This is a genomic window from Klebsiella sp. CSG-1, from assembly GCF_056521145.1.
The window spans coordinates 1-24188 of the sequence record NZ_JBWNLD010000012.1; the positions used below are offsets into that span (position 1 = coordinate 1).

20 protein-coding genes and 1 riboswitch are annotated in these 24188 nt (G+C 55.9%); of the genes, 8 read left to right on the forward strand and 12 right to left on the reverse strand.

What is annotated here, in order from left to right; translation table 11 throughout:
- Positions 1-13 precede the first annotated feature (13 nt).
- Positions 14-865 (reverse strand): glutamate racemase, encoded by an 852-nt coding sequence (gene murI / locus AC007G_RS23365; protein WP_032690064.1) that lies wholly within the window; start codon positions 863-865, stop codon positions 14-16.
- Positions 810-2678, reverse strand: a complete 1869-nt coding sequence (gene btuB, locus AC007G_RS23370; RefSeq protein ID WP_032690065.1) for a TonB-dependent vitamin B12 receptor BtuB — start codon at positions 2676-2678, stop codon at positions 810-812. Before btuB ends, murI begins: the two co-directional genes overlap by 56 nt.
- A 67-nt stretch (positions 2679-2745) precedes the next feature.
- A riboswitch (cobalamin riboswitch) is annotated at positions 2746-2925 on the reverse strand.
- A 115-nt stretch (positions 2926-3040) separates the two neighbouring features.
- On the opposite strand from btuB, the gene trmA reads away from it, so the two are divergent.
- Positions 3041-4141: a tRNA (uridine(54)-C5)-methyltransferase TrmA gene (gene trmA, locus AC007G_RS23375; RefSeq protein ID WP_032698440.1), complete on the forward strand. Its 1101-nt coding sequence runs from the start codon at positions 3041-3043 to the stop codon at positions 4139-4141.
- A 43-nt stretch (positions 4142-4184) separates the two neighbouring features.
- On the opposite strand, the gene AC007G_RS23380 is transcribed toward trmA, so the two are convergent.
- Together AC007G_RS23380 and fabR are read right to left on the reverse strand one after the other, a co-directional pair.
- The gene (locus tag AC007G_RS23380; RefSeq protein ID WP_032690067.1) at positions 4185-4544 is read right to left on the reverse strand and encodes a YijD family membrane protein; all 360 of its coding nucleotides are present in this window, start codon (positions 4542-4544) and stop codon (positions 4185-4187) included.
- Positions 4545-4559: 15 nt separating this feature from the next.
- Complete coding sequence (gene fabR / locus AC007G_RS23385) at positions 4560-5195, reverse strand: HTH-type transcriptional repressor FabR (protein WP_032690068.1); 636 nt, start codon at positions 5193-5195, stop codon at positions 4560-4562.
- Between the two features lie 196 nt (positions 5196-5391).
- On the opposite strand from fabR, the gene sthA reads away from it, so the two are divergent.
- Positions 5392-6792 (forward strand): Si-specific NAD(P)(+) transhydrogenase, encoded by a 1401-nt coding sequence (sthA, locus tag AC007G_RS23390; protein ID WP_004869456.1) that lies wholly within the window; start codon positions 5392-5394, stop codon positions 6790-6792.
- On the opposite strand, the gene oxyR is transcribed toward sthA, so the two are convergent.
- From oxyR to argC, 4 genes are all read right to left on the reverse strand, one after another.
- Positions 6775-7692, reverse strand: a complete 918-nt coding sequence (gene oxyR, locus AC007G_RS23395; RefSeq protein WP_032690069.1) for a DNA-binding transcriptional regulator OxyR — start codon at positions 7690-7692, stop codon at positions 6775-6777. The genes sthA and oxyR overlap by 18 nt on opposite strands.
- Positions 7693-7969: 277 nt before the next feature.
- Positions 7970-9343 (reverse strand): argininosuccinate lyase, encoded by a 1374-nt coding sequence (argH, locus tag AC007G_RS23400; RefSeq protein ID WP_142630940.1) that lies wholly within the window; start codon positions 9341-9343, stop codon positions 7970-7972.
- Positions 9344-9445: 102 nt separating this feature from the next.
- On the reverse strand, positions 9446-10222 hold the full coding sequence (argB, locus tag AC007G_RS23405) for an acetylglutamate kinase (protein ID WP_094898572.1): 777 nt from the start codon (positions 10220-10222) through the stop codon (positions 9446-9448).
- A gap of 6 nt (positions 10223-10228) precedes the next feature.
- Entirely contained in the window at positions 10229-11233 is a 1005-nt protein-coding gene (gene argC / locus AC007G_RS23410; protein WP_032690072.1) for an N-acetyl-gamma-glutamyl-phosphate reductase, read from the reverse strand.
- Positions 11234-11411: 178 nt separating this feature from the next.
- On the opposite strand from argC, the gene argE reads away from it, so the two are divergent.
- Together argE and ppc are read left to right on the forward strand one after the other, a co-directional pair.
- Positions 11412-12563 carry an acetylornithine deacetylase gene (gene argE, locus AC007G_RS23415; RefSeq protein ID WP_032690073.1) on the forward strand — a complete coding sequence of 384 codons (1152 nt, stop codon included), beginning with the start codon at positions 11412-11414 and terminating at the stop codon, positions 12561-12563.
- A 254-nt stretch (positions 12564-12817) separates the two neighbouring features.
- Positions 12818-15469 carry a phosphoenolpyruvate carboxylase gene (gene ppc, locus AC007G_RS23420; RefSeq protein ID WP_032690075.1) on the forward strand — a complete coding sequence of 884 codons (2652 nt, stop codon included), beginning with the start codon at positions 12818-12820 and terminating at the stop codon, positions 15467-15469.
- Positions 15470-15574: 105 nt separating this feature from the next.
- On the opposite strand, the gene zinT is transcribed toward ppc, so the two are convergent.
- A complete protein-coding gene (gene zinT, locus AC007G_RS23425; protein ID WP_142630941.1) occupies positions 15575-16225 on the reverse strand; it encodes a metal-binding protein ZinT in 651 nt (216 codons plus the stop codon).
- Between the two features lie 152 nt (positions 16226-16377).
- Here zinT and AC007G_RS23430 point away from each other — a divergent pair, with 152 nt between their 5' ends.
- The 3 genes from AC007G_RS23430 to gldA all read left to right on the forward strand — a co-directional run bounded on the left by AC007G_RS23430 (position 16378) and on the right by gldA (position 19261).
- A complete protein-coding gene (locus AC007G_RS23430) occupies positions 16378-17229 on the forward strand; it encodes a helix-turn-helix domain-containing protein (protein ID WP_032696636.1) in 852 nt (283 codons plus the stop codon).
- A gap of 211 nt (positions 17230-17440) precedes the next feature.
- Positions 17441-18103 carry a fructose-6-phosphate aldolase gene (gene fsa / locus AC007G_RS23435; protein ID WP_032696638.1) on the forward strand — a complete coding sequence of 221 codons (663 nt, stop codon included), beginning with the start codon at positions 17441-17443 and terminating at the stop codon, positions 18101-18103.
- A gap of 54 nt (positions 18104-18157) precedes the next feature.
- The gene (gldA, locus tag AC007G_RS23440; RefSeq protein ID WP_032696639.1) at positions 18158-19261 is read left to right on the forward strand and encodes a bifunctional L-1,2-propanediol dehydrogenase/glycerol dehydrogenase; all 1104 of its coding nucleotides are present in this window, start codon (positions 18158-18160) and stop codon (positions 19259-19261) included.
- A 29-nt stretch (positions 19262-19290) separates the two neighbouring features.
- Here the strand turns inward: gldA and metF are convergent, their stop codons facing one another.
- Positions 19291-20181 (reverse strand): methylenetetrahydrofolate reductase, encoded by an 891-nt coding sequence (gene metF, locus AC007G_RS23445; RefSeq protein ID WP_032690080.1) that lies wholly within the window; start codon positions 20179-20181, stop codon positions 19291-19293.
- A 167-nt stretch (positions 20182-20348) separates the two neighbouring features.
- Positions 20349-21248, reverse strand: a complete 900-nt coding sequence (locus tag AC007G_RS23450; RefSeq protein ID WP_064793518.1) for a LysR family transcriptional regulator — start codon at positions 21246-21248, stop codon at positions 20349-20351.
- 90 nt (positions 21249-21338) lie between these two features.
- On the opposite strand from AC007G_RS23450, the gene AC007G_RS23455 reads away from it, so the two are divergent.
- Positions 21339-21710 (forward strand): carboxymuconolactone decarboxylase family protein, encoded by a 372-nt coding sequence (locus AC007G_RS23455; protein WP_004869411.1) that lies wholly within the window; start codon positions 21339-21341, stop codon positions 21708-21710.
- Positions 21711-21754: 44 nt separating this feature from the next.
- Here the strand turns inward: AC007G_RS23455 and AC007G_RS23460 are convergent, their stop codons facing one another.
- Positions 21755-24187 (reverse strand): bifunctional aspartate kinase/homoserine dehydrogenase II, encoded by a 2433-nt coding sequence (locus AC007G_RS23460; RefSeq protein ID WP_004869409.1) that lies wholly within the window; start codon positions 24185-24187, stop codon positions 21755-21757.
- Between the last annotated feature and the right edge of the window lies 1 nt (position 24188).

The window sequence follows — 24188 nt, forward strand, 5'->3', positions numbered from 1 at the left end:
GTGCAAAACGCGATTAAAGTGGCAGTTTTTCCAGCGTCTCAAAGCCATAACGCTGTAAAACGGGCAAAAGTTGTTCAGTTTCGGCCGTCAGCGCCATGCAATAAGCCATATTCGGATCACTGGATTTCGCATCTGGCGCTTCATGTTCCAGCAGCCAGACGGTACGACGCGCAATCGCAGCACCTGAATCGATCATCCGCGTCCCTTCCGGCAGCACCTGCTGCAGCTCTTCCTGTAAGAGAGGGAAATGTGTGCAGCCCAGCACAACCGTATCAGGCGGCTCCGCCATTCGCAGCCACGGGCGCAGAATACGCCGCAACTCCTCCAGCGGGACCGGTTCGCCGTGCAGCTTCGCTTCCGCCAGCTCAACGAGTTCAGCGGAACCCAGCATCTCTATCTTACATTCATTTGCGAAACGGCTTATCAGCTCGCGGGTGTAAGGACGCTTGACCGTTCCACGCGTCGCCAGCAGACCAACAATACCGTTCGCCGTTAAACGCGCCGCGGGTTTAATCGCCGGGACGACTCCCACGACAGGAAAAGCGAATTTTTCACGAAGGGCGGGAAGAGAGACTGTGCTGGCGGTGTTGCAGGCAATGACGGCCAGCGCCAGCGGATAACGTTGTTGAACGGCAGTGACAATTTCGAGCACGCGTTCAACGATAAATTCTTCACTCTTCTCCCCGTAAGGAAAAGCGACGTTATCGAAAGCGTAGATATAATGCAGATTCGGCAGAAGCTGCCGAATCTCATGATAAACCGACAACCCACCGACGCCGGAGTCAAACACCAGCACGGTGGGACGTGGATCAGAAGGTGTAGCTGCCAGACAAGTAGTATTCTCGTCCTGCAGTTTGGTAGCCATAAGCTGTCTCGTAATCTTTATCGAACAGGTTAGCTATTTTACCACGAACTGTCAGGTGATCGGTGATCGGATACGCGGCAGAAACATCAACAGTGCTGTAGCTTGGCAAAATGCGCTGCGTATTATTGTACTGAGACGTGTTGTTATCGTAGCGCTTACCGTAATACTGCCACGATACATCCATATCGACGTTGAACATTGTCCAGTCCAGCTGGTACTTCGCCTGTCGCTTAGAACGTCTGGCCAGGACTTCACCATTGTCATCATTACGCGGGTCGACGTACTGCAACGTGACGCGGTGGCTGAAAATGCCGGTGTCGATATTACCGGTCCACTCAACGCCTTTAATGGTTGCGGCATTGATATTGTCATACTCACCTTCATAGGTGACAGGATCCGAGTAATAGGTAATCAGATTGGTGATCTTGTAATGATACGCAGACAGGCGCCAGTCCAGTGGCCCGGTGAGACCGTCAAGGCCGGCTTCCCATTGTTGGGACTCTTCAGGCTTCAGGTTCGGGTTTGAACTGATGCCAAAACGGGTCGAACCAAACTGCTGTCCCAGCGAAGGCGCGAGGAAGCCGGTACCATAGCCGAGGGTCACGCGATAGTTTTCCACGAATTCCCAACCGGCGGTGGTCTGCCAGGTCCCGTGCCAGCCAAACTGCTCGTCATGGTCTTCGCGACCGGACGCTTCCAGCGTAACATCGCCAAACTGCTGCTGACCGGTCAGATACAGGCCGGTGTTATCACGCTTGTAGGTATCCGATATGACCGTATCCGACGAGGTCAGGCGCTGCTGTTGCCAGTCGACGCCGGCGCTCACCGAACCGTGGCCAACAATAACGTTATTTCCCCACTGCAGGTTACGCTGAGTCATCCGATCGAGCGTCGTACCATCATTGTAACGGCCGTATATGCTGCTGTAGTTGTAGTCTTTGACCTTCTGATAGCTGGCAATCAGTTGTGAAGAGTAGATCCCGGAGCTGAATGTCAGGCCCGCGTCCCAGCTCTGGTTATAGAGCTGCTCTTCATCTGCACTGTAGGCAGGGCTGTATGGCGGGCTGCCCAGATCGTAATCGCTATTATTGGTATAGCTACGCCCACGGAAGAAACCGTTCAGGTTATCGTTAAATTTATGTTCAAGACCGCCCCAGAACGCTTTGCTGCGGAAACCATCGCGATCCTGATCGTGAGACCAGCTCGAGTCAGGCTGAACGTTAAAGCCCTTATTGCCCTCATAGGAACCGGCGACCGTCGCCACCGTATCACCGAAGCGATGGCGAAGCGTGCCGTCGTATTGCTGATAGCCTTCAGAACCGACGCCTGCGGTAATCTTAGATTCTTCTTTATCAGAGTGGGTGATGACGTTAATTACGCCGCCCATCGCGCCGGAACCATAAATAGCCGAACGCGGGCCGCGGATGTATTCCACGCGTTGTACCAGAGAAAGCGGTATTTGATTGAGGTCAGGATTGTTTGTAATACCGGGGCGCGGCATGGGAACGCCATCGATCAGCACCAGAACCTGTTTGGCCTCGGTACCGCGGACAAATAAAGAAGAGCTCTGTCCCATTCCCCCGTTCTGGGCAATATCCACCCCCGGCAGTCGACGCATAACGTCATTCAAATCCTTCGCCTGCCAGCGATCGATATCTTCACGGGTGACCACATCGGTCGGTGCAAGAACCGTATTGACCGGCTGTTGAAAACGATTTGCTGTCACCACTAACGTATCTGAATTGCTGTCTTGCGCCCAGCCAGAAAATGCCGTGACGGAGAGAGCCGTCATCAGCGAAGCTTTTTTAATCATTGTAAAAGCATCCGTAACATATAAAGGATGCCGCTGGTTTCATCAGTAGCACGCGATGATAGAAACCAAATGCGACGTATTCCGGCAGGTCTTCGGGCTTGGGGCGTGTTATGGATGAGGACTTCCCACCTGATATCGGCAGTGTCTGCATAATGCGTTCATCCCACCTTCCTTACCGCTGCGCGTCAGCCCCAGATTTACACTGGGTTCCCTTTTAACTCACAGGACCGGTTACACAATGCTATAATTAGAAACATATAGATGTCCAGACTTCTATAATTATATTTGATCCCTTATCCGGGCTGGACATCCCCTGCGCTTTCCCTACAATCCCCGCGTACTTATTTTATTCAGGATGCATCATGACCCCAGAACACCTTCCGACCGAACAATATGAAGCGCAGCTGGCAGAAAAAGTCGTCCGTCTGCAAAAAATGATGGTGCCTTTTGCCGCGCCGGTTCCGGAGGTGTTTCGTTCGCCGGTGAGTCATTATCGTATGCGTGCTGAATTCCGCCTGTGGCATGACGGTGACGACCTGTACCACATCATGTTCGATCAGCAGACGAAATCCCGGATTCGCGTCGATAGCTTCCCGGCGGCAAGTGAGCTCATCAATCAACTGATGGTCGAGATTCTTGACGGCGTGCGCGATAACCCGGTTCTGCGCCACAAACTATTCCAGGTCGATTATCTGACGACCATGAGCAACCAGGCCGTGGTATCGCTGCTGTACCACAAAAAACTCGACGATGAGTGGCGTCAGCAGGCCGAGATTCTGCGCGATGCGCTGCGCGCGAAAAACCTCAACGTGCATCTGATTGGCCGGGCCACCAAAACCAAAATCGAGCTCGATCAAGATTACATCGATGAGCGTCTGCCGGTTGCCGGCCGCGAAATGATCTATCGCCAGGTAGAAAACAGCTTCACTCAGCCGAATGCCGCCATGAATATCCAGATGCTGGAGTGGGCGCTGGACGCCACCAAAGAGGCGACGGGAGATTTACTGGAGCTGTACTGCGGCAATGGTAACTTCTCGCTGGCCCTGGCGCGCAACTTCGATCGCGTACTGGCAACGGAAATCGCCAAACCGTCGGTCGCGGCAGCGCAGTACAACATTGCGGCTAACCATATTGATAACGTGCAGATTATCCGTATGGCGGCGGAAGAGTTTACGCAGGCCATGAACGGTGTACGAGAGTTTAATCGCCTGCAGGGTATTGACCTGAAAAGCTATCAGTGTGAGACGATTTTTGTCGATCCGCCGCGCAGCGGGCTGGATAATGAAACGGAGAAGATGGTGCAGGCGTACCCGCGTATTCTGTACATCTCCTGTAATCCGGAGACCCTGTGCCAGAATCTGGAAACCTTAAGCCAGACTCATGACGTCACGCGTCTGGCGCTGTTCGATCAGTTCCCGTACACCCATCATATGGAATGTGGCGTACTGCTCACGAAAAAGTAAGCACCAAACACCCGGCAACGCAATGTTTGCCGGGTAACGAGGCTTACTCTGCCGCCGTATCCTTACGGTTACGAATCCGGTAGCCGATCCAGAACACGGTAATCACCGACAGCACGGCCGGGAAGAAATTGGAGCCGATATCCGGATATTCCGCACGTACCACGGTGCTATACAGCAGAACGCCGAGAATAAAGCAGGCCGCCGCCAGGCCAGGCAAGCCCACGGGCATACTGCGGTTCTGGTAGCGCTGATGCAGACAGTAAACTGTCAGCAGCAGAGACAGCACCGGGAAGATGGAAAAGGGAACAATCGAGCTGAACAGCGCGGCGAAGGTTCCATTAATGGATAAACCAGCGATCAGCGCCAGTAGCAGCGTACCTTTATCTTGAACTGAGTGTTTCATTGCTCGTCCTTCACGTTATTCGGAATGATGTGACATTTTTTCTTGTTCGCGGCGATACCAGTAATACGCGCCTTTCGAGATCATTCTGAGCTGCAGTACCAGTCGCTCTTCCAGCTGCCGGCGCTGTTCAGGACTGACGTCCAGCGCCTCAGCGCCGGCGCTGAAAACGATAGTGACCATAGCTTCAGCCTGCGCTTCGGTAAAGGCGCGCGGCATATGGTTTTCGATTTCTAAATAATCGGCAAGTTCCGCGATGAAATGTTGAATTTCACGCGCCACGGCGGCACGAAACGCCGCGGATGTGCCAGAACGTTCCCGTAACAACAGACGGAAAGCGTTTGGGTTATTACCTATAAATTCCATGAACGTGGAAACCGAGGTGCGAATCACGCTGCCGCCTTTGGCGATACGCTGCCGCGCCTGGCGCATCAGCTGGCGTAGCATGAGCCCGCTCTCGTCGACCATCGTCAGACCGAGTTCGTCAACATCGCGAAAATGGCGATAAAAGGACGTTGGTGCAATCCCCGCCTCGCGCGCTACTTCGCGCAAACTCAAGCTGGCGAAACTCCGCTCAGCACTCAGCTGGCTGAATGCGGCTTCGACCAGCGAACGTCGGGTTTTCTCTTTTTGTAGTGCTCTTACGCCCATCACGATGTCTGAATCCTTCCAATAGACCTGTTGGCACTATACCAGAGATTAAAACTAATCGGTTTAGCCAGGTTTGTGAATGATTGTTTACGAGCCGAATCTGCTTTTATGCCGCAAAAAAGCACAACGATAATTGGGTTAAAGCCCGGCGAATGTTATCATCGTGTTTATTTTATGTATAAAACAGGTGAGTAATGCCATGTCACACTCTTGGGATTATGATGCAATAGTGATTGGTTCCGGTCCTGGCGGTGAAGGTGCTGCGATGGGACTGGTTAAGCAAGGAGCGCGCGTCGCCGTTATTGAGCGCTATCATAACGTCGGCGGCGGCTGTACCCACTGGGGTACCATCCCGTCGAAAGCCCTCCGCCATGCCGTCAGTCGTATTATCGAGTTTAACCAAAACCCCCTCTACAGCGACCATTCCCGTCTTCTTCGTTCTTCCTTCGCCGACATTCTTAACCATGCCGACAGCGTCATTAACCAGCAGACCCATATGCGTCAGGGGTTCTATGAGCGCAACCACTGCGAAATATTGCAGGGCAACGCGCACTTTGTTGATGAACACACGCTCGCCCTGGAATGTCACGACGGTACCGTCGAGACGATCACCGCCGAGAAATTCGTCATCGCCTGCGGCTCCCGTCCGTATCATCCGGCTGATGTCGACTTTTCCCACCCGCGCCTGTACGACAGCGATTCTATTCTCAGTCTGCAGCACGAGCCCCGCCACGTCATTATCTACGGCGCCGGGGTGATTGGCTGTGAGTACGCGTCCATTTTCCGCGGTATGGAAGTCAAAGTGGACCTGATAAATACCCGCGATCGTCTGCTGGCATTCCTCGATCAAGAGATGTCCGACTCCCTCTCCTATCACTTCTGGAACAGCGGTGTGGTTATTCGCCACAACGAAGAGTACGAGAAGATTGAAGGCGTTGATGACGGCGTGATCATGCATTTGAAATCGGGTAAAAAACTGAAAGCAGATTGCCTGCTGTACGCCAACGGGCGTACCGGTAACACCGATTCGCTGGCGCTGGAAAATATTGGTCTGAAAACCGATAGCCGCGGCCAGCTCAAGGTCAACAGCATGTATCAGACCGCGCTGCCGCATATCTATGCCGTAGGCGACGTCATCGGTTATCCAAGTCTGGCATCAGCCGCTTACGATCAGGGTCGCATCGCCGCGCAGGCGCTGATTAAAGGTGAGGCTTCTGCCCATCTGATTGAGGATATCCCCACCGGCATCTACACCATCCCGGAAATCAGCTCCGTCGGTAAAACGGAGCAGCAGCTGACTGCCATGAAGGTACCGTACGAAGTGGGTCGCGCGCAGTTTAAACATCTGGCACGGGCGCAAATCGTCGGCATGAGCGTGGGCACGCTGAAGATCCTGTTCCATCGGGAAACGAAAGAGATCCTTGGGATTCATTGCTTTGGCGAGCGCGCGGCCGAGATTATTCATATCGGCCAGGCGATTATGGAGCAAAAAGGTGGTGGCAACACCATTGAGTACTTCGTCAACACCACCTTTAACTACCCAACCATGGCGGAAGCCTATCGGGTTGCTGCGTTAAATGGCTTAAACCGCCTGTTTTAACGCTTTGTCGAAATGGCCATCCATGGTGCTGCGGATGGCCTCCGCCAGATGTTCGTAGCGGCTGCGCAGCGGGGAGCCGGGGCGGTAAACTAACCCGATGGTTCGTCTCGGTTCCGGCTTAATGCACGGAATATAGACCACGCCATCGCGTTTTCTCTCCTGCGGCACCGCTAACGCCGGCAGCAGCGTGATACCGCTACCTGCGGCCACCATGTTGCGCAGCGTTTCGAGGCTGGTCGCGCGGAAATGCGTATCTTCATCCGCACCGGCCTCAAAACAGAACCCCATCGCCTGATCGCGCAGGCAGTGGCCATCTTCCAGCATCAGCAGTTTTTCCCCGGCCAAATCGGACATCGGCACGCGATCGCGATTTGCCCACGGATGATCTTGGTAGATTGCCAGCATCATCGGCTCGTCAAACAGCGGTACCTCGATAAAGGCCTCGCTCTCTTTCACCAGCGCGAGGATCGCGCAGTCAAGCTTGCCGCTGTCCAGTTGAGCCAGCAGCTGATGCGTTTGGGCTTCATGCAGGTACATTTCCAGCTTTGGAAACGTCTGGTGTAGCATCGGTATGATTTGTGGCAACAGGTAAGGGCCAATGGTCGGAATCAGGCCAATATGCAGCGGCCCGGACATGGTCTCACCCTGTTGACTTGCCATTTCCTTGAGCACTTTGACTTCGCGTAACACGGTACGCGCCTGATCCACCAGCAACAGTCCGGCCTGGGTAAACAGCACCTTACGGCTGGTGCGCTCCAGCAACATGACCCCAAGTTCATCCTCCAGCTTACGGATTTGTCCGCTAAGCGTGGGTTGGCTGACGTGGCAGGAGTCCGCCGCGCGCCGGAAGTGGCGGTGCTCGGCTAGCGCAACCAGGTATTCAAGATCGCGAATATTCATTATTCATCCTCCGTCGCCATGATAGTTCATGGCGATAGATAGCATAGCAACGAACGATTATCCCTATCAAGTTTTCTGTTCAATAATAAACCCAGAAACGAGGCGAAAGTCAGAAAATCACGACATTGCCTCAGCATATTCCCTGACCAGATAACTAAAGCCAACGTGAACTTTTGCGGACCTTGTGTCCGCTTTTTTTTTGCATAAAAAAGCCCGGACATAGCCCGAGCCTCTTTTCTCACTCATCCCGCTGGAATCATCCAGGGGCGGCGAGGATTTACACCAGACGCTGTTTCGCGTCAGCAATCGCCTGGGCAACCTGCTTCGGCGAAACGCCGCCTTTTGCCGAGCGCTTATCCAGACAAGATTGCAGCGACAGAATCGGATAGACATCGTCGGCAATCACGCCGCTAAACTTCTGCAGGTCGGCCAGCGCCAGATCTTCCAGCGGTTTGCCCTGGGCAATCGCTTCAACAACCGCTTCCCCGACAATATGGTGCGCTTCACGGAACGGCACCCCTTTCGCAACCAGATAATCCGCCAGTTCGGTCGCATTCGCGTAGCCCTGCTGCGCCGCCTCTTCGCAACGCGGACGCTTGACCTGAATGCCATCCAGCACCAGCGCCGCCATATGCAGGCAATCAAGCCAGGTATCGAGCGCGTCGAACAGCCCTTCTTTATCTTCCTGCATATCTTTATTGTAGGCCAGCGGCAGACCTTTCAGAGTCATCATCATCCCGGTCAGGGCGCCCTGAACGCGGCCACATTTTCCGCGGATAAGTTCGAGCGCATCCGGGTTCTTTTTCTGCGGCATCAGCGAGGAACCGGAGGTGACGCGATCGGATAACTCAATAAAACCGGCTTCGCCCGTATTAAAGAAAATCAGATCTTCGGCGAAACGTGACAGGTGAACCATGCCAATCGACGCATCGGAGAGCAGCTCCAGTACGTGGTCACGGTCAGAAACGCTGTCCAGGCTATTGCGGGTCGCCGACGCAAAGCCCAGCCAGTCGGCCAGCTGCTCGCGATCGATATCATAGGCGGTACCCGCCAGCGCACCGCAGCCCAGAGGACTGACGTCCAGACGCTTGAGGGTATCCTGCAGGCGGCTTTCATCGCGCGCCAGCATCTCAACGTAGGCCAGGCACCAGTGGGCGAACGTCACCGGCTGCGCACGCTGCAGGTGGGTATAACCCGGCATAACGGCATCCTGGTTGTTCTGCGCCGTATCCACCAGCGCGCTTTGCAGCTGGCGGTTCGCAGAAAGCAGCTCCGCGACGGTATCTTTACACCACAGCTTCAGGTCGGTTGCGACCTGATCGTTACGGCTACGACCGGTATGCAATTTTTTACCCAGCTGGCCCACTTTGTCGATCAGTTTACCTTCCACCCAACTGTGGATATCTTCCGCATCGCTTGCAAGAATTTGCTGCGGATTTACCCGCACCTCTTCCAGCAGCACGCTTAATGCCTCTTCCAGCTGCTGCTGCTCAGCGGCACTCAGAACGCCCACCGTCACCAGCGCTTTAGACCAGGCGACAGAGCCAACGATATCCTGCTCCGCCAGACGATAGTCAAAGCGCAAAGAGTCGTTGAACTGCTTGAACCGCTGATCTGCTGCCTGAGTAAAACGCCCGCCCCAAAGTGCCATAACCATTTCCTTAAATTCGTTTAGTTCTGCCGGGTGACGCTTCGCTAACCCGACCTACAGTCTTGTAGGCCCGGCAAGCAATACGCCGCCGGGCATGAAATATTAAGCCAGAATACGCGTGCCGATAGGCGTGCCATTAAACAATGCCGGCAGCTGTTCCGCGTGGCGCCAGGAGGCGATATCCACCGGACGGCCCAGCGTCCGCGCCGCATCCAGCGCGGCATTCACCTTGACGATCATGCCATCAGTGATAATGCCTTGTTCGATCAGCTGCTCCGCCTTCGCCGCGGTCATTTCCGCGATGCGCTGGCCTTTACCATCGAGAATACCGCTGACATCGGAAAGCAGAATCAGATCCGCGCCAAGGGTCGCCGCCAGCGCAGTGGCCGCCTGGTCAGCGTTCACGTTCATCAGTTGCCCTTCATCGGTCACGCCGATCGAACTGACCACCGGCAGGTAGCCGCCCGCCAGCAGCGTGTTAATCAGCGCCGGCGATCCCGGCTGCGCCAGGCCAACGTGGCCCAGCTCTTCATCAAGCTGAGTGACCTTCACACTGTCACCATCGCCAAGGAACAGGCCAACGGACGCAATATGGTGTTTCTTCGCCCATGCCAGCAGCGTCTTATTCGCAGTTCCCGCCAGCGCACCGGTAATAATGTCGATCTGATCCGCAGGCGTCACCCGCAGACCGTTTTTCTTGTTCACCGGCAGGTTGAGTTGCTTCATCAGCTCATCCACCACACAGCCGCCGCCGTGCACAATAACCAGCGGGCGATGATGCGTTTCACGATAATTGACCAGCGCGGTAAACAGACGCTCCAGCGCTTCTTCGCTGTCGAGTAAAACGCCGCCGAGTTTGATAATTAATGGGTTCATCATCACACCTTAAATAAGAGACTGCGTTTCAGCGAAGCCGAAACGAATATTCGCGCACTGGACTGCCTGCGCCGCCGCGCCTTTCAGCAGGTTATCTTCCGCCGCCACCACGATAATATGCTGGTCCTGAACCGCAAAACCGATATCACAGAATGGCAGACCTACGACGTTTTTCAATGCGGGCACGCCTTTATCGTATAAACGTACCAATGGCTTATCGGCATACGCCTGCTGGAACACTCCGGCAACCTGCTCTTTGCTGACGCCTGGCTTCAGGCGGCAGGTAATGGTTTCCAGAATCCCACGTTTAAAGTTGCCGAGATGAGGCGTAAAAATCACCTCTGCGCCAAGATGGGTCGAGATTTCCGGGTGATGGCGATGGTTGAACACACCATACGGCTGCAGGCTGACTTCACAGAAGCTATTGCCGATGGCCGCTTTACGACCCGCACCGCTGACGCCGCTGGTCGCGTTGATCACCGGCCACTGGCTAAGATCCAGCAGGTCCGCATCGATCAGTGGCTTCAGCGACAGCTGAGCCGCTGTCGGATAGCAGCCCGGTACGGCGACCAGATTCGCCTCTTTCAGTTTGTCGACGCTCCACTCTGCCAGGCCATACACCGCCTGCTCAAGCAGGGCCGGATGCTGATGAGTAAAGCCGTAATATTTTTCGTAGAACGCAGCGTCGTTTACGCGGAAGGCGCCGGATAAGTCGAATACCACGCAGCCTGCGGCAAGGAACTGCGGCGCCAGGTCGTGGCTCACTTCATGGGCGGTAGCGAGGAAGACGACATCCACCCCGGCGCTAAATTCGCTGATATCTGACATCGGCTGCAGCGGTAAATCCACAATGCCTTTCAGCTGCGGATGCAAATCGGAAATGAATTTCCCTGCATCATTACTTTGCGCGGAGACCGTCAAAGCGGTTATGGTCATATGAGGATGGCGATTTACATAGGTCACTAGCTCTGCGCCGGCATAACCGCTGGCACCCACAATCAGCGTCTTCAACATCGGGGCTCTTCACCTTCTTACGTCATATTTGTCCAGGAAGCATTTCTCTTCCTCACCCTGTTAAGCCGTAAGCACTTTCCCTACACTTTATGGGTTTTCTTACGCTCAACGATAATGTATTTTTATTCACTAATACTGCATGAATATTGATACTATCATGACCCGAGGTGTGTCAACAATGAAAAACAACTTACCACCCTTTATCGAGATTTACCGCGCATTGATCGCCACACCTTCTATCAGCGCAACCGAAGAGGCGCTGGATCAAAGTAATGAGACTTTAATCAATTTACTCGCTGGCTGGTTCCGCGAAATTGGCTTCAATGTCGAAGTGCAGCCGGTGCCGGATACGCGCAACAAATTCAATATGCTGGCCAGCACCGGCCACGGCGCTGGCGGCCTGCTCCTCGCCGGACATACGGATACCGTTCCTTTTGATGACGGCCGCTGGACCCGCGATCCTTTCACCCTCACCGAGCACGAAAACAAGCTGTACGGCCTCGGCACCGCCGACATGAAAGGCTTTTTTGCCTTTATTCTTGATGCCCTGCGCGATGTCGATGTCAGTCAGCTGAAAAAACCGCTCTACATCCTGGCTACCGCCGATGAAGAGACCAGCATGGCCGGCGCCCGTTACTTTGCCGAAACGACCCTGTTGCGCCCGGATTGCGCCATCATCGGTGAACCCACCTCACTGCAGCCGGTACGCGCGCACAAAGGCCATATGTCCAACGCCATCCGTATCCAGGGGCAGTCCGGCCACTCCAGCGATCCGGCGCGCGGCGTCAACGCTATTGAGCTGATGCACGATGCCATTGGTCGCATCATGCAGCTGCGCGACTCGCTGAAAGAGCGCTATCACTACGATGCTTTCACCGTACCGTATCCGACGCTCAACCTCGGGGCTATCCATGGCGGCGACGCCTCAAACCGCATCTGCGCCTGCTGCGAGCTGCATATGGATATTCGCCCGCTTCCGGGCATGACGCTCAACGATCTCAACGGACTGCTGGATGAAGCGCTGGCACCGGTTAGCGAGCGCTGGCCGGGTCGCCTGACCGTCTCCGAGCTGCATCCGCCGATTCCGGGCTACGAATGCCCGCCGGACCACCGGCTGGTTCAGGTTGTTGAAAAGCTCCTCGGCGCACAAACTGAAGTCGTGAACTACTGCACCGAAGCGCCGTTTATCCAGACGCTCTGCCCGACGCTGGTTTTAGGTCCTGGCTCCATTAACCAGGCCCACCAGCCGGATGAATATCTGGAAACCCGCTTTATCAAGCCGACCCGTGAGCTGATTACGCAGGTTGTCCACCATTTCTGCTGGCACTAAAGCCTGCGGATCCCGCCTCTTTTCCTGGGGCGGGACGGTGATTCTGGTCACATTTCCATAAGCAACGCTTATCAAGCGACGTCTGAGTTAAATTTCGCAAATTGCCGCCATTTATTCGTTTGCTGAAGCGATTTCGCAACAATTGACGTGGGGGTTTTTACGTGGCTTTATAAAAGACGGCTGCTTATCCGCCGCTCAACGTTGCAGAGTGCCGGGTATAACAAAATAAAATGAGATGGGGTGTCTGGGGTAACATGAACGAACAATATTCCGCTTTGCGTAGTAATGTCAGTATGCTCGGTAAGGTGCTAGGCGATACCATCAAGGATGCACTGGGAGAGAACATTCTTGATCGTGTCGAAACTATCCGTAAATTGTCCAAGTCTTCTCGCGCCGGCAATGAAGCCAATCGCCAGGAATTGCTCACCACGCTGCAAAACTTGTCCAACGACGAGCTGCTGCCGGTCGCTCGCGCCTTCAGCCAGTTCCTGAACCTGGCGAATACGGCGGAGCAGTACCACAGTATTTCGCCAAACGGCGAAGCGGCCAGCAATCCGGAAGTGATTGCCCGCACCCTGAGAAAACTCAAAGACCAACCCCATCTCAACGAAGATACCATTAAAAAAGCGGTGGAGTCCCTGTCTCTGGAGCTGGTATTAACCGCTCACCCCACCGAGATCACCCGCCGTACGCTGATCCACAAAATGGTGGAAGTGAACAACTGCCTGAAGCAGCTTGATAATAAAGATATCGCGGATTACGAACACCATCAGCTGATGCGCCGTCTGCGCCAGCTGATCGCCCAGTCATGGCATACGGATGAAATCCGTAAGTACCGCCCGACCCCAGTTGATGAAGCGAAATGGGGGTTTGCCGTAGTTGAAAACAGCCTGTGGGAAGGGGTACCAAACTACCTGCGTGAGCTGAACGAACAGCTGGAAGAGAACCTCAACTATCAGCTGCCGGTTGACTTTGTACCGGTGCGCTTTACCTCCTGGATGGGCGGTGACCGCGACGGTAACCCGAATGTGACCGCCGATATCACCCGTCAGGTGCTGCTGCTGAGCCGCTGGAAAGCCACCGACCTGTTCCTGAAAGATATTCAGCTGTTGATTTCCGAACTGTCGATGGTCGAATGTACCGACGAACTGCGGGAGCTGGCCGGCGCGGAAGGCGCGCAGGAACCGTACCGTTATCTGATGAAAAAACTGCGTACCCAGCTGATGGAAACGCAGGCCTGGCTGGAAGCTCGCCTGAAAGGACAGAAGCTGCCGAAACCTGCCGGCCTGATTACCCAGAACGAACAGCTGTGGGAACCACTTTATGCCTGCTATAAGTCGCTGCAGTCCTGCGGCATGGGCATTATTGCCAACGGCGAACTGCTCGATACCCTGCGCCGCGTGAAATCGTTCGGCGTACCGCTCGTGCGTATCGATATTCGTCAGGAAAGCACCCGCCATACCGAAGCACTGGGAGAGATGACCCGTTATCTCGGTATCGGCGATTACGAAAGCTGGTCAGAAGCCGACAAACAGGCTTTCCTGATCCGCGAACTGAACTCCAAACGCCCGCTACTGCCACGTCAGTGGGAGCCGAGCAATGAAACCCGCGAAGTGCTCGACACCTGCCGGGTGATCGCCGAAGCGCCGCACGGATCCATCGCCGCTTACGTGATCTCCATGGCGAAAACGCCATCCGACGTGCTGGCAGTTCACCTGCTGCTGAAAGAGTCCGGTATTGGCTTCGCCCTGCCGGTTGCGCCGCTGTTTGAAACCCTGGACGATCTGAACAACGCCAATGACGTCATGACCCAGTTGCTGAACATCGACTGGTACCGCGGCTTTATTCAGGGCAAACAGATGGTCATGATTGGCTATTCCGACTCAGCGAAAGACGCCGGCGTGATGGCCGCCTCCTGGGCGCAGTATCAGGCACAGGACGCGTTGATCAAGACCTGCGAAAAAGCCGGTATTGAACTGACGCTGTTCCACGGACGCGGCGGCTCTATTGGTCGCGGCGGCGCCCCGGCGCACGCGGCGCTGCTTTCTCAGCCCCCGGGAAGCCTGAAAGGCGGCCTGCGCGTCACGGAACAAGGCGAGATGATTCGCTTTAAGTACGGTCTGCCGGAAGTCACCATCAGCAGTCTGTCGCTGTACACCAGCGCCGTGCTGGAGGCCAACCTGCTGCCGCCGCCGGAACCCAAACCGGAATGGCGTCACATCATGGCCGAGCTCTCCGACATTTCCTGTGAAATGTACCGCGGCTACGTGCGTGAAAATAAAGACTTTGTCCCTTATTTCCGCTCCGCGACGCCGGAGCAGGAACTGGGTAAACTGCCGCTCGGTTCGCGTCCGGCAAAACGTCGCGCTACCGGTGGCGTCGAGTCCCTGCGCGCCATTCCATGGATTTTCGCCTGGACCCAGAACCGTCTGATGTTGCCGGCCTGGCTGGGCGCAGGTACCGCGCTGCAAAAAGTGGTCGAAGATGGCAAGCAGAGCGAACTGGAAACCATGTGTCGCGACTGGCCGTTCTTCTCTACCCGTCTGGGCATGCTGGAAATGGTGTTCTCGAAGGCTGACCTGTGGCTGGCGGAATACTACGATCAGCGTCTGGTGAAACCGGAGCTATGGGAACTGGGCGCGGAGCTGCGTGAGCTGCTATCCAACGGGATCAAAGTGGTGCTCGATATTGCAAACGACTCCCACCTGATGGCCGACCTGCCGTGGATCGCCGAGTCTATCCAGCTGCGTAACATCTATACCGACCCGCTGAACGTCCTGCAGGCAGAACTGCTGCACCGTTCACGTCTGGCGGAAGAAGAAGGTAAAGAGCCGGATCCGCGCGTTGAACAAGCGCTGATGGTCACGATTGCGGGCGTTGCCGCAGGTATGCGCAACACGGGCTAATTTATCAGCCGTTCCCGGTAAGACGATAGTTACCGGGAAAAAACCGGATCGCGCCTGATCCGGTTACGCTTTCCCCGGTCAGCCTCACGCGACCGGGGATTTTTATTAATGGTGCAGCATTTCGTCGACAATCTGCTCTTTATGCAGAGCATAAGGATAATAGGTCGGCCAGTTGTCCATCTCCTTCAGTAACGCCTCCTGCGAGTCATTGCCCATAAAGATATGGAAATGCTGTGATTTGCGCGGTCCGATAATATGATCGCTGAACTGAACAAATTTCGGCGCTTTTGATTCCGCCTGCTGGCATTCGAACAGATAGCGCACGCCTTTCTTGCCGGAAGCATAGGTCAGGATCTTATAGCCGGAATAGGTGTATTTACAGGTATTAACGGTTTTGCCAACGTGAAACTCCATCACGTTATCTTCGATCCCAATCTGGTCCACATCGGTGGCATAGCCTTTCTTATAATATTCCCGATATTCCGCCACGCTCTTGCCGCCCGCTTTTTTGGCTTTTTGCTCCAGCACCGGATCCAAATCCCCATTCAGCAGATACGGATTCACCGACTGCCAGATCCCATCCCAGTCGCTAAGCGCCCGATCCTTAACGTCCGCATCGGCAAAAATACCTTCGCTGGCCTTAACCTCCGCCTCCGTTAACGCGGGGCCATGGCTATGGTGGCCGTGGGCAGAGGTCTGAGCGCTGGCTAACAGCATGCCAACACCCAGCGCAAGGGCAGAAATCATTTTGGTCATCACTCTCTCCTGAGTTAACATTTGCAACGTTATGTAACGATATAACATATCACATATAAGCTGCAATATGATTTCCCCTCATTGCCCACTGACTTTTACCCTTTTCGCGCTGTCCGGTATGATAAAAATGTGGCGCCTTCTACGGAGCAAGAATGGATACCGATCTCAATCAACACATCGACGCGTTAATCAAAAGCCCGGCGACGATCCGGCAGATCCGATTTGCCACCGACGGCCGCCCGGCATCCGGTAACGTGCAGAGGGCGGATTTCCCACGCCTCGAAATCATGCTTGATGGCCAGCTTCACGATCCCGGCATCAAAGCCGATCCGCCCGTGCTGTCCCGGCACGACGTGCTGTTTATTCACGCCGGCGGATGGCATTCTCCCCGTTGGCAGTCGCCCTGTACCGTCCTGAGCATTGTGTTTGGCAAGCAGCAGTTAGAGCTCGCCCTGACGCGCTGGAACGGCAGTATGTTGAATGTTGAGGATAAGCTTCAGGTACCACGCCGCGGCCCCCGGACAGGCTCCTTCCTGCTCCAGGCGCTCAATGAGATGCAGATGCAACCGCAGGAACAGCACACCGCGAGATACATCGTTATCAGCCTGCTGAGCCACTGCGCCGATCTGCTTGGTAGCCAGGTGCAAACCGCCTCCCGAAGTCAGGCGCTCTTTGAAGCGATCCGCAAATATATCGACGCTCGCTTTGCCGAACCGTTAACCCGCGAATCGGTGGCACAGGAATTTTATCTCTCGCCAAACTATCTCTCCCATCTGTTCCAGAAATGCGGGACCATGGGGTTTAACGAGTATCTGAATCACATCCGACTTGAGCAGGCCCGAATGCTGTTAAAAGGCCACGACATGAAAATCAAAGATGTCGCTCACGCCTGCGGTTTTGTCGACAGCAACTATTTCTGCCGTCTGTTTCGCAAGAATACCGAGCGTTCCCCCTCCGAGTATCGCCGCCAGTATCACAGCCAGCTGACGGAGAAGCCGCGCTAAGCAGAAACTAGATTTTTGTAAGTAAGCCATCGCGTTTTTACGATCCTCCTGCCCAGGCTCGCCAGATATAGCTGGGAAATGTGATCTAAATCATCCTTACCCGCAATGCGTACATTTATCCAGTTTTTGGCAAATTTGTCATCTGGCGACCCGCCGAGGAGAAGCCGTATCCTTACCTCAACATCACTGAATTGAGAATTGAGGAAAGGCTATGGAACTCTATCTGGACACCGCGAACGTAGCAGAAGTTGAACGTCTGGCACGAATCTATCCGCTGGCCGGAGTGACCACCAACCCGAGCATTATCGCCGCAGGCAAAACGCCGATCTGGGATGTTCTCCCGCGTCTGCAAAAGGCCATCGGACCTGATGGCACGCTGTTTGCCCAGACGATGAGCCGCGATGCTGAAGGCATGGTGGCGGAAGCCAAACGGCTGAGCAACGCCGTTCCGGGCATCGTGGTTAAAATCCCGGTCACCGCTGAAGGCCTCGCCGCTATCAAATTACTGAAGAAAGAAGGCATCCCGACGCTGGGTACCGCGGTCTATAGCGCCGCGCAGGGGCTGCTGGCAGCGCTGGCGGGCGCAAAATATGTTGCCCCTTACGTCAACCGCGTCGATGCCCAGGGGGGTGACGGTATTCGCATGGTGCAGGAGCTGCAATCCCTGCTGGAGCAGCACGCGCCGGGGAGCAAAGTGCTGGCCGCCAGCTTTAAAACTCCACGTCAGGCGCTGGATTGCCTGCTGTCCGGCTGTGAAGCTATCACCCTTCCCTTAGACGTAGCGCAACAAATGCTCGGCACCCCCGCGGTAGAGTCAGCCATAGAGAAGTTTGAGCAAGACTGGAATAACGCTTTTGGCAATCTGAACCTGTAACCCGATTGTCGCGTCGCCAGAGGGCGGCGCCACGATCAACCAGGAGGAATAGAAATGGATCGCATTATTCAATCCCCAGGCAAATATATTCAGGGCGCGAATGCTATCACCCGCCTTGGCAACTATCTCAAACCGCTGGCCGAACGCTGGCTCATTGTTGGCGACAAGTTTGTGCTGGGTTTTGCCGAAGAAAAGCTGCGAAAAAGCCTGGCCGATGCGGGTCTGGCTGCTGAAATCGTGCCGTTTGGCGGTGAATGCTCGCATAATGAAATCAATCGCTTACGAGAAATCGCCGGCGCGGCCCGCTGCAATGCCGTGTTGGGAATCGGCGGCGGAAAAACGCTGGATACCGCGAAAGCATTAGCCCACTTTATGAATCTTCCGGTAGTGATTGCCCCGACCATTGCCTCAACGGACGCCCCCTGCAGCGCCCTCTCCGTTATCTATACCGACGAAGGCGAGTTTGACAGCTATCTGATGCTGCCGCGCAACCCGAACATGGTGATTGTCGATACGCAAATCGTCGCAGGCGCTCCGCCGCGCTTGCTGGCAGCGGGTATCGGCGATGCGTTGGCTACCTGGTTTGAAGCCCGCGCCTGTTCACGCAGCGGCGCCACGACAATGGCCGGAGGCAAATGCACTCAGGCGGCGCTGGCGCTGGCTGAGCTGTGCTACAACACGCTGATTGCAGAAGGTGAAAAAGCGATGCTGGCGGCGGAGCAGCATGTCGTCACGCCGGCGCTGGAAAAAGTTATCGAAGCCAACACCTATCTGAGCGGGGTGGGTTTTGAAAGCGGCGGGCTGGCAGCAGCGCATGCGATCCATAACGGCCTTACCGCCATTCCGGACGCGCATCACTACTATCACGGTGAAAAGGTCGCCTTCGGGACGCTGACGCAGCTGGTGCTGGAAAATGCCCCGCTGGAAGAGATTGAAACCGTCGCCGCGCTGTGTCACAGCGTCGGGCTGCCTGTCACCCTGGCACAGCTGGATATTAAAGGAGATATTCCCGGCAAAATGCGTACCGTCGCGGAAGCAGCCTGCGCAGAGGGAGAAACTATCCACAATATGCCCGGCGGCGCGACCGCTGATGAAGTCTACGCCGCGCTGCTGGTCGCCGATCAGTACGGGCAGCGTTTTCTGCATGAATGGGAATAAGCATAATGGCCCTCGATGAGGGCCATTTTTTATACCGCCGGACGCACGCCCAGGGTGTGACAGATGGCGTAGCTCATCTCGGCACGGTTCAGCGTGTAGAAGTGGAAATCCTTCACCCCTTCACGGCTTAAAATTTTCACCATGTCCATCGCAATGTTGGCACCGACCAGCTGGCGAGTTTCCGCATCGTTATCCAGACCCTCGAACATTTTTGACATCCACGTTGGAATACGCACGTTGGTCATGTCGGCAAACTTTTTCGCCTGTTTGAAGTTAGAAACCGGCAGGATGCCCGGGATAATTTCGACATCGATCCCGGCAGACACGCAGCGATCGCGAAAGCGTAGATAGCTTTCAACGTCAAAGAAAAACTGGGTAATCGCGCGGTTCGCGCCGGCTTCGACTTTCCGCTTCAGGTTCAGCAGATCGGCCTGCGCGCTTTTGGCTTCCGGGTGAACTTCAGGATAGGCCGCAACGGAAATATCAAAATCTCCGACCTCTTTCAACAGCGTCACCAGGTCCGCCGCATACATATCAGGCTTACCGCTACCCGGCGGCAGGTCGCCGCGCAGGGCAACGATGTGGCGAATACCGTTGTTCCAGTAGTCTTCGGCGATCGCGCGCAGTTCATCGCGGCTGGCGTCAATACAGGTCAGATGCGGTGCCGCTTCCAGACCGGTACGCTCTTTAATACCCTTAATGATGCTATGGGTACGATCGCGCTCGCCGGAGTTGGCGCCATAGGTCACCGAGACAAACTTTGGCTTCAGGCTGCTTAAGCGATCGATGGACTTCCACAAGGTTTGCTCCATTTCACTGGTGCGCGGCGGAAAGAATTCAAAGGACACGTTAATCTGGCCCTGCACTTCTGCCAGGCTCTGATTCAGGGCTTCCCGCTGATTGGCGTGAAAAAAGCTCATACCTTACCTCATCAATCGCATTTTATTGTTTGTTGTGTTGCGAACTTCTATACGTTTAGACGTCCAGATGTAAAAATGACGGAAAAGAGAGCGGGCGTCAATAGAAAAATCAGCGTAAAGAGTGAGGAATATTCAGTGAAGATGAGATTAACTCATGTCGCTCAACGCTAAGATAATGATTCCTCAATAAACGGCAGCAACCACGCGCGCAAAGCTTCATCTTCCGGTCGCGTCAGTAATCCCAGCGACAAACGCAAGCGAGTCTCCTCCAGCGGATGAAATACCACCCCCTGACGCTGTATCGCGGCAAATGACGCCGGCAGCAAAATCATCCCTTCTCCGCGTGCGATGCGCGCCAACAGGACGTCATGCTCAGCGGGCTCCTCCACATACGCCGGCACGTAGCCAATACGGTCAAAAATACGCCGGGTTGCGTCAAAAAAGGCCGGATTACGTTCGCGCCTGAACCAAAACAGCGGCCGATGATTCAGGTGTTTTAAGACCAGCCGGGGGATTGCGGATTCCGGCCATGACGCGGGTAGCGCCGCAATCAGCGCTTCATGATAGGGCAAAGGAGAAAGCGTTAACCCATCGGCGTCCAGCGGCAGCGCAACCAGCGCAGCGTTCAGCTTGCCATTGCGCACTTGCCGGGCAAGGACAGGCGACGAGTGGCGAAGGAGGGAAAGCGCACGGGCCTGGCGACCCAACGCCGATTCCAGAGACGCAAAAATACCCTGCTCGAAGGCGGTCGTCAGCCCCAGACGTAAGGGCTGCTGCCGGTCATCGGACAGCTGGCCTAGCGCACTCAGCGTCGTCTCCTGCAGCGCCAGAAGCGGACGAATAAGCTCCAGCACCCGCTCACCCTCTGCGGTAAGAATCAGCCCTTTGGTATGGCGGACAAAGAGCGTCACGCCCAACAGCGTTTCCAGATGACGGATATGGCGGCTCAGCGGCGGCTGTGAGATGAACAATCGCTGCGCCGCCCGGCTGATATTATTCTCTTCCGCCACCACGGCAAAATAGCGCAGCAGGCGAATATCAAGAGTCTGTAAGCGTGAACTTGTCATACCTGAAAGGTATCACGAAAAGGGTATTACTCAAGTCCGATCAACGCCTCTAACCTTCTTCCCAACCCACCATCATTATGAGGAAAGATCATGACATCAGAGCGTTATACCACCGGCCTGGACATGTTGCAGCGCGTTGACGGTAAAGGCGGCGATGCCGTCGTCAAAAGCCTACAGGCCATCGCCCCGGACTTTGCCCGCTACCTGATTGAATTCCCGTTTGGCGATATTTACGCCCGCCCGGGGCTCGATTTACGCAGCCGTGAAATCGCCACCATTGCCGCCTTAACCGCGCTGGGCAATGCCGCACCGCAGCTAAAAGTGCATATTGCCGCCGGGTTGCACGTCGGTTTGTCGCAGGAGGAGATTATCGAAGTCATCATGCAGATGGCGGTGTATGCCGGATTCCCGGCGGCCTTAAATGGCCTGTTCGCCGCCAAAGAGGTCTTTGCGGCACATTGATACTCCGAGACCAGACGCCGGTCTGGTCTCGGACGGAGGCAGGATTAGAGCAGCTGCGCCAGGCGGTTAATATCCGACTGAATGGCACCAGCGGTCACGTCGCGGCCGGCACCCGGGCCGCGGATGACCAGCGGATTATCGCGGTACCAGCGGCTCTCGATGGCAAAGACGTTATCGCACGGCAGCAGCGCCGCCAGCGGATGCTCCTCGCGGACGGCTTCAACGCCAACCCGCGCTTTTCCGTTGGCATCGAAACGCGCCACGTAGCGCAGAACCAGCCCCAGTTCACGAGCGGCCTCCAGACGTTGCAGCATCTGTTCGTTCAGCTCTTCGCCATTCTCAAAGAAGTGATCCACAGAGCCCTCTTCACAGTGCGCAGGCACCAGCGATTCCACCCGCACCTGATCGGGCTCGATGTCATAACCGGCTTCGCGCGCAAGGATAACCAGCTTACGCATCACGTCTTTCCCCGCCAGGTCAACGCGCGGGTCCGGCTCCGTCAGCCCCTGCTGCCAGGCCTGATCGACCAGATCGGTAAACGGCACGGTGCCGTCAAACTGCAGGAACAGCCAGGAGAGCGTGCCGGAGAAAATACCGCTCAGCGCCAGAATGGTATCGCCGCTGTCAATCAGGTCGCGCACGGTATGGTTCACCGGCAGACCCGCGCCGACGGTAGCGTTGTACAGCCAGTGCCGGCCCGTTTTCTCGAACGCATCGTGAATCTGACGATATTTGTCGCTGCTGCTGGCACCGGCCAGCTTATTCGCACTGATGACGTGGAAACCATGGCTGGCAAAATCGAGGTACTGATCGGCCAGCTGCTCGCTGGCGGTCACGTCCAGCACCACTAAATCATCATACGGATGAGCGCGCATCCACAGGAACAGCGACTCTTCGTCCTGCTCAACGGCTTCATCGTTGAAAAAGGCCAACGCGCGGCTGGCATCCAGACCGTCGTAGTTAAGCAGGCTGCGGCGGCTGTCCACCACGCCAGCGAGGACAAACTCAAAGCCGGTGCGGGCTGAGAGCGTGCTCTGTTCACGGGCAAACAGCTCCAGCCAGCGCGAGCCGATATTGCCTTTACCAAACAGGACCAGGCCAATACGTTTTTCTGCCCGGAAAAGAGACTGATGCAGGCCCTGAATCAGGCTTTCCGTCGGGCCTGCGCGCAGCACCGCCACCAGGCTAATCCCCTCTTCAGACTGCCAGGTAAACTCGACAGGCTGCCCTTTCAGCTGCTGCCAGAAACGGTGGCAGTGCAGCGGGTTACGGCTGACGCCAGCCCCGACCATTGCCACCAGCGCCAGTTTCTGACGCAGACGCAGCTCGCCCGGCAGACCGGCTTCATCGAGCAGGCGCAGCGCGCTGTCGGCCACTTCCGAGGTATAGCAGAACTGCAGCAGCTTACGGTCGGCATGTACGCCAACCGCCAGCGGGCGCAGCTGGGCGCGTTTAAAGATAAGATCCAGCTCCTTGTGCGCCAGCTTGAAATCCTGACCGGCGGGCACCTGGAACTCAATCAGGCAGACATCATCATGGCTGGTGACAATACGCGCGCCGGTGCCAGACGCCAGCACGCGCTCAATGCGCGTGGAGCCTTGCTCAGGCGTGTAGCTACAGCGCAGCTGCAGATCGATATCGCTACCGGAGACCGGTTGAAGGGTGCGGGCGTGCAGGACCGGAGCCGCCAGACGCGCCAGCTCGCTGGCTTCATCCAGGCGCAGCAGCGGCAGCAGGCACGCATCCTTCACTTTACGCGGATCCGCGCTGTAAACCCCGGCCACGTCGCTCCAGATAGTGACGCGCGAAGCTCCGGCCAGGGCGCCAATTTGGGTAGCGGAATAGTCAGAACCATTACGCCCCAGCAGCACGGTTTCCCCGGCGCTGTTGCGCGAGATGAAGCCGGTCACCACCAGACGTTTGTTGGGATGTTGCGCCATCAGCTGTTGCAGCAGCGGATAAGACAGACCTTCATCCACCTGCGGCTGCGCAGCACGTTCGGCGCGCAGGAAGCTACGTGCGTCAAGCCATGCCGCTTCCAGTCCCAGCTGGTTGAGCACCGCTGCCATCAGACGCGCAGACCACACTTCGCCGTGGCCGACCACTTCGGCATATACCGCATCGGTCACGCCGCTATCCAGCAAGCCGGCGAGACGCTCGAGGTCGTGAATAAACGATGCGATCAGCGTATCCGCCGCTTCTGCCGACAGCAGGCTGGCGATCAGCTCCATATGGTAACGGCGCAGCGACTGCTGTACCTGATGCGCAGAAAGGCGATCGGTCTGGCTGAGCTTCAGCCAGCTAATCAGCTGATTGGTGGTGCTGCCCGCGGCGGAGACAACCATCATGTCCCCGGCCTGCGAGTATTCCGTCATGATCCCCGCGACGCGCAGGTAACATTTCGCATCCGCTAAACTACTCCCACCAAATTTGTGCAGCTGACGACCCTTCGCCCCTGCCTGCGCATTCACACTCATG

Bases quoted from the DNA above. Each gene is read 5' to 3' on its own strand.
- murI (WP_032690064.1), bottom strand. From the start codon at position 865: ATGGCTACCAAACTGCAGGACGAGAATACTACTTGTCTGGCAGCTACA.
- btuB (WP_032690065.1), bottom strand. From the start codon at position 2,678: ATGATTAAAAAAGCTTCGCTGATGACGGCTCTCTCCGTCACGGCATTT.
- trmA (WP_032698440.1), top strand. From the start codon at position 3,041: ATGACCCCAGAACACCTTCCGACCGAACAATATGAAGCGCAGCTGGCA.
- AC007G_RS23380 (WP_032690067.1), bottom strand. From the start codon at position 4,544: ATGAAACACTCAGTTCAAGATAAAGGTACGCTGCTACTGGCGCTGATC.
- sthA (WP_004869456.1), top strand. From the start codon at position 5,392: ATGTCACACTCTTGGGATTATGATGCAATAGTGATTGGTTCCGGTCCT.
- oxyR (WP_032690069.1), bottom strand. From the start codon at position 7,692: ATGAATATTCGCGATCTTGAATACCTGGTTGCGCTAGCCGAGCACCGC.
- argH (WP_142630940.1), bottom strand. From the start codon at position 9,343: ATGGCACTTTGGGGCGGGCGTTTTACTCAGGCAGCAGATCAGCGGTTC.
- argB (WP_094898572.1), bottom strand. From the start codon at position 10,222: ATGATGAACCCATTAATTATCAAACTCGGCGGCGTTTTACTCGACAGC.
- argC (WP_032690072.1), bottom strand. From the start codon at position 11,233: ATGTTGAAGACGCTGATTGTGGGTGCCAGCGGTTATGCCGGCGCAGAG.
- argE (WP_032690073.1), top strand. From the start codon at position 11,412: ATGAAAAACAACTTACCACCCTTTATCGAGATTTACCGCGCATTGATC.
- ppc (WP_032690075.1), top strand. From the start codon at position 12,818: ATGAACGAACAATATTCCGCTTTGCGTAGTAATGTCAGTATGCTCGGT.
- zinT (WP_142630941.1), bottom strand. From the start codon at position 16,225: ATGACCAAAATGATTTCTGCCCTTGCGCTGGGTGTTGGCATGCTGTTA.
- AC007G_RS23430 (WP_032696636.1), top strand. From the start codon at position 16,378: ATGGATACCGATCTCAATCAACACATCGACGCGTTAATCAAAAGCCCG.
- fsa (WP_032696638.1), top strand. From the start codon at position 17,441: ATGGAACTCTATCTGGACACCGCGAACGTAGCAGAAGTTGAACGTCTG.
- gldA (WP_032696639.1), top strand. From the start codon at position 18,158: ATGGATCGCATTATTCAATCCCCAGGCAAATATATTCAGGGCGCGAAT.
- metF (WP_032690080.1), bottom strand. From the start codon at position 20,181: ATGAGCTTTTTTCACGCCAATCAGCGGGAAGCCCTGAATCAGAGCCTG.
- AC007G_RS23450 (WP_064793518.1), bottom strand. From the start codon at position 21,248: ATGACAAGTTCACGCTTACAGACTCTTGATATTCGCCTGCTGCGCTAT.
- AC007G_RS23455 (WP_004869411.1), top strand. From the start codon at position 21,339: ATGACATCAGAGCGTTATACCACCGGCCTGGACATGTTGCAGCGCGTT.
- AC007G_RS23460 (WP_004869409.1), bottom strand. From the start codon at position 24,187: ATGAGTGTGAATGCGCAGGCAGGGGCGAAGGGTCGTCAGCTGCACAAA.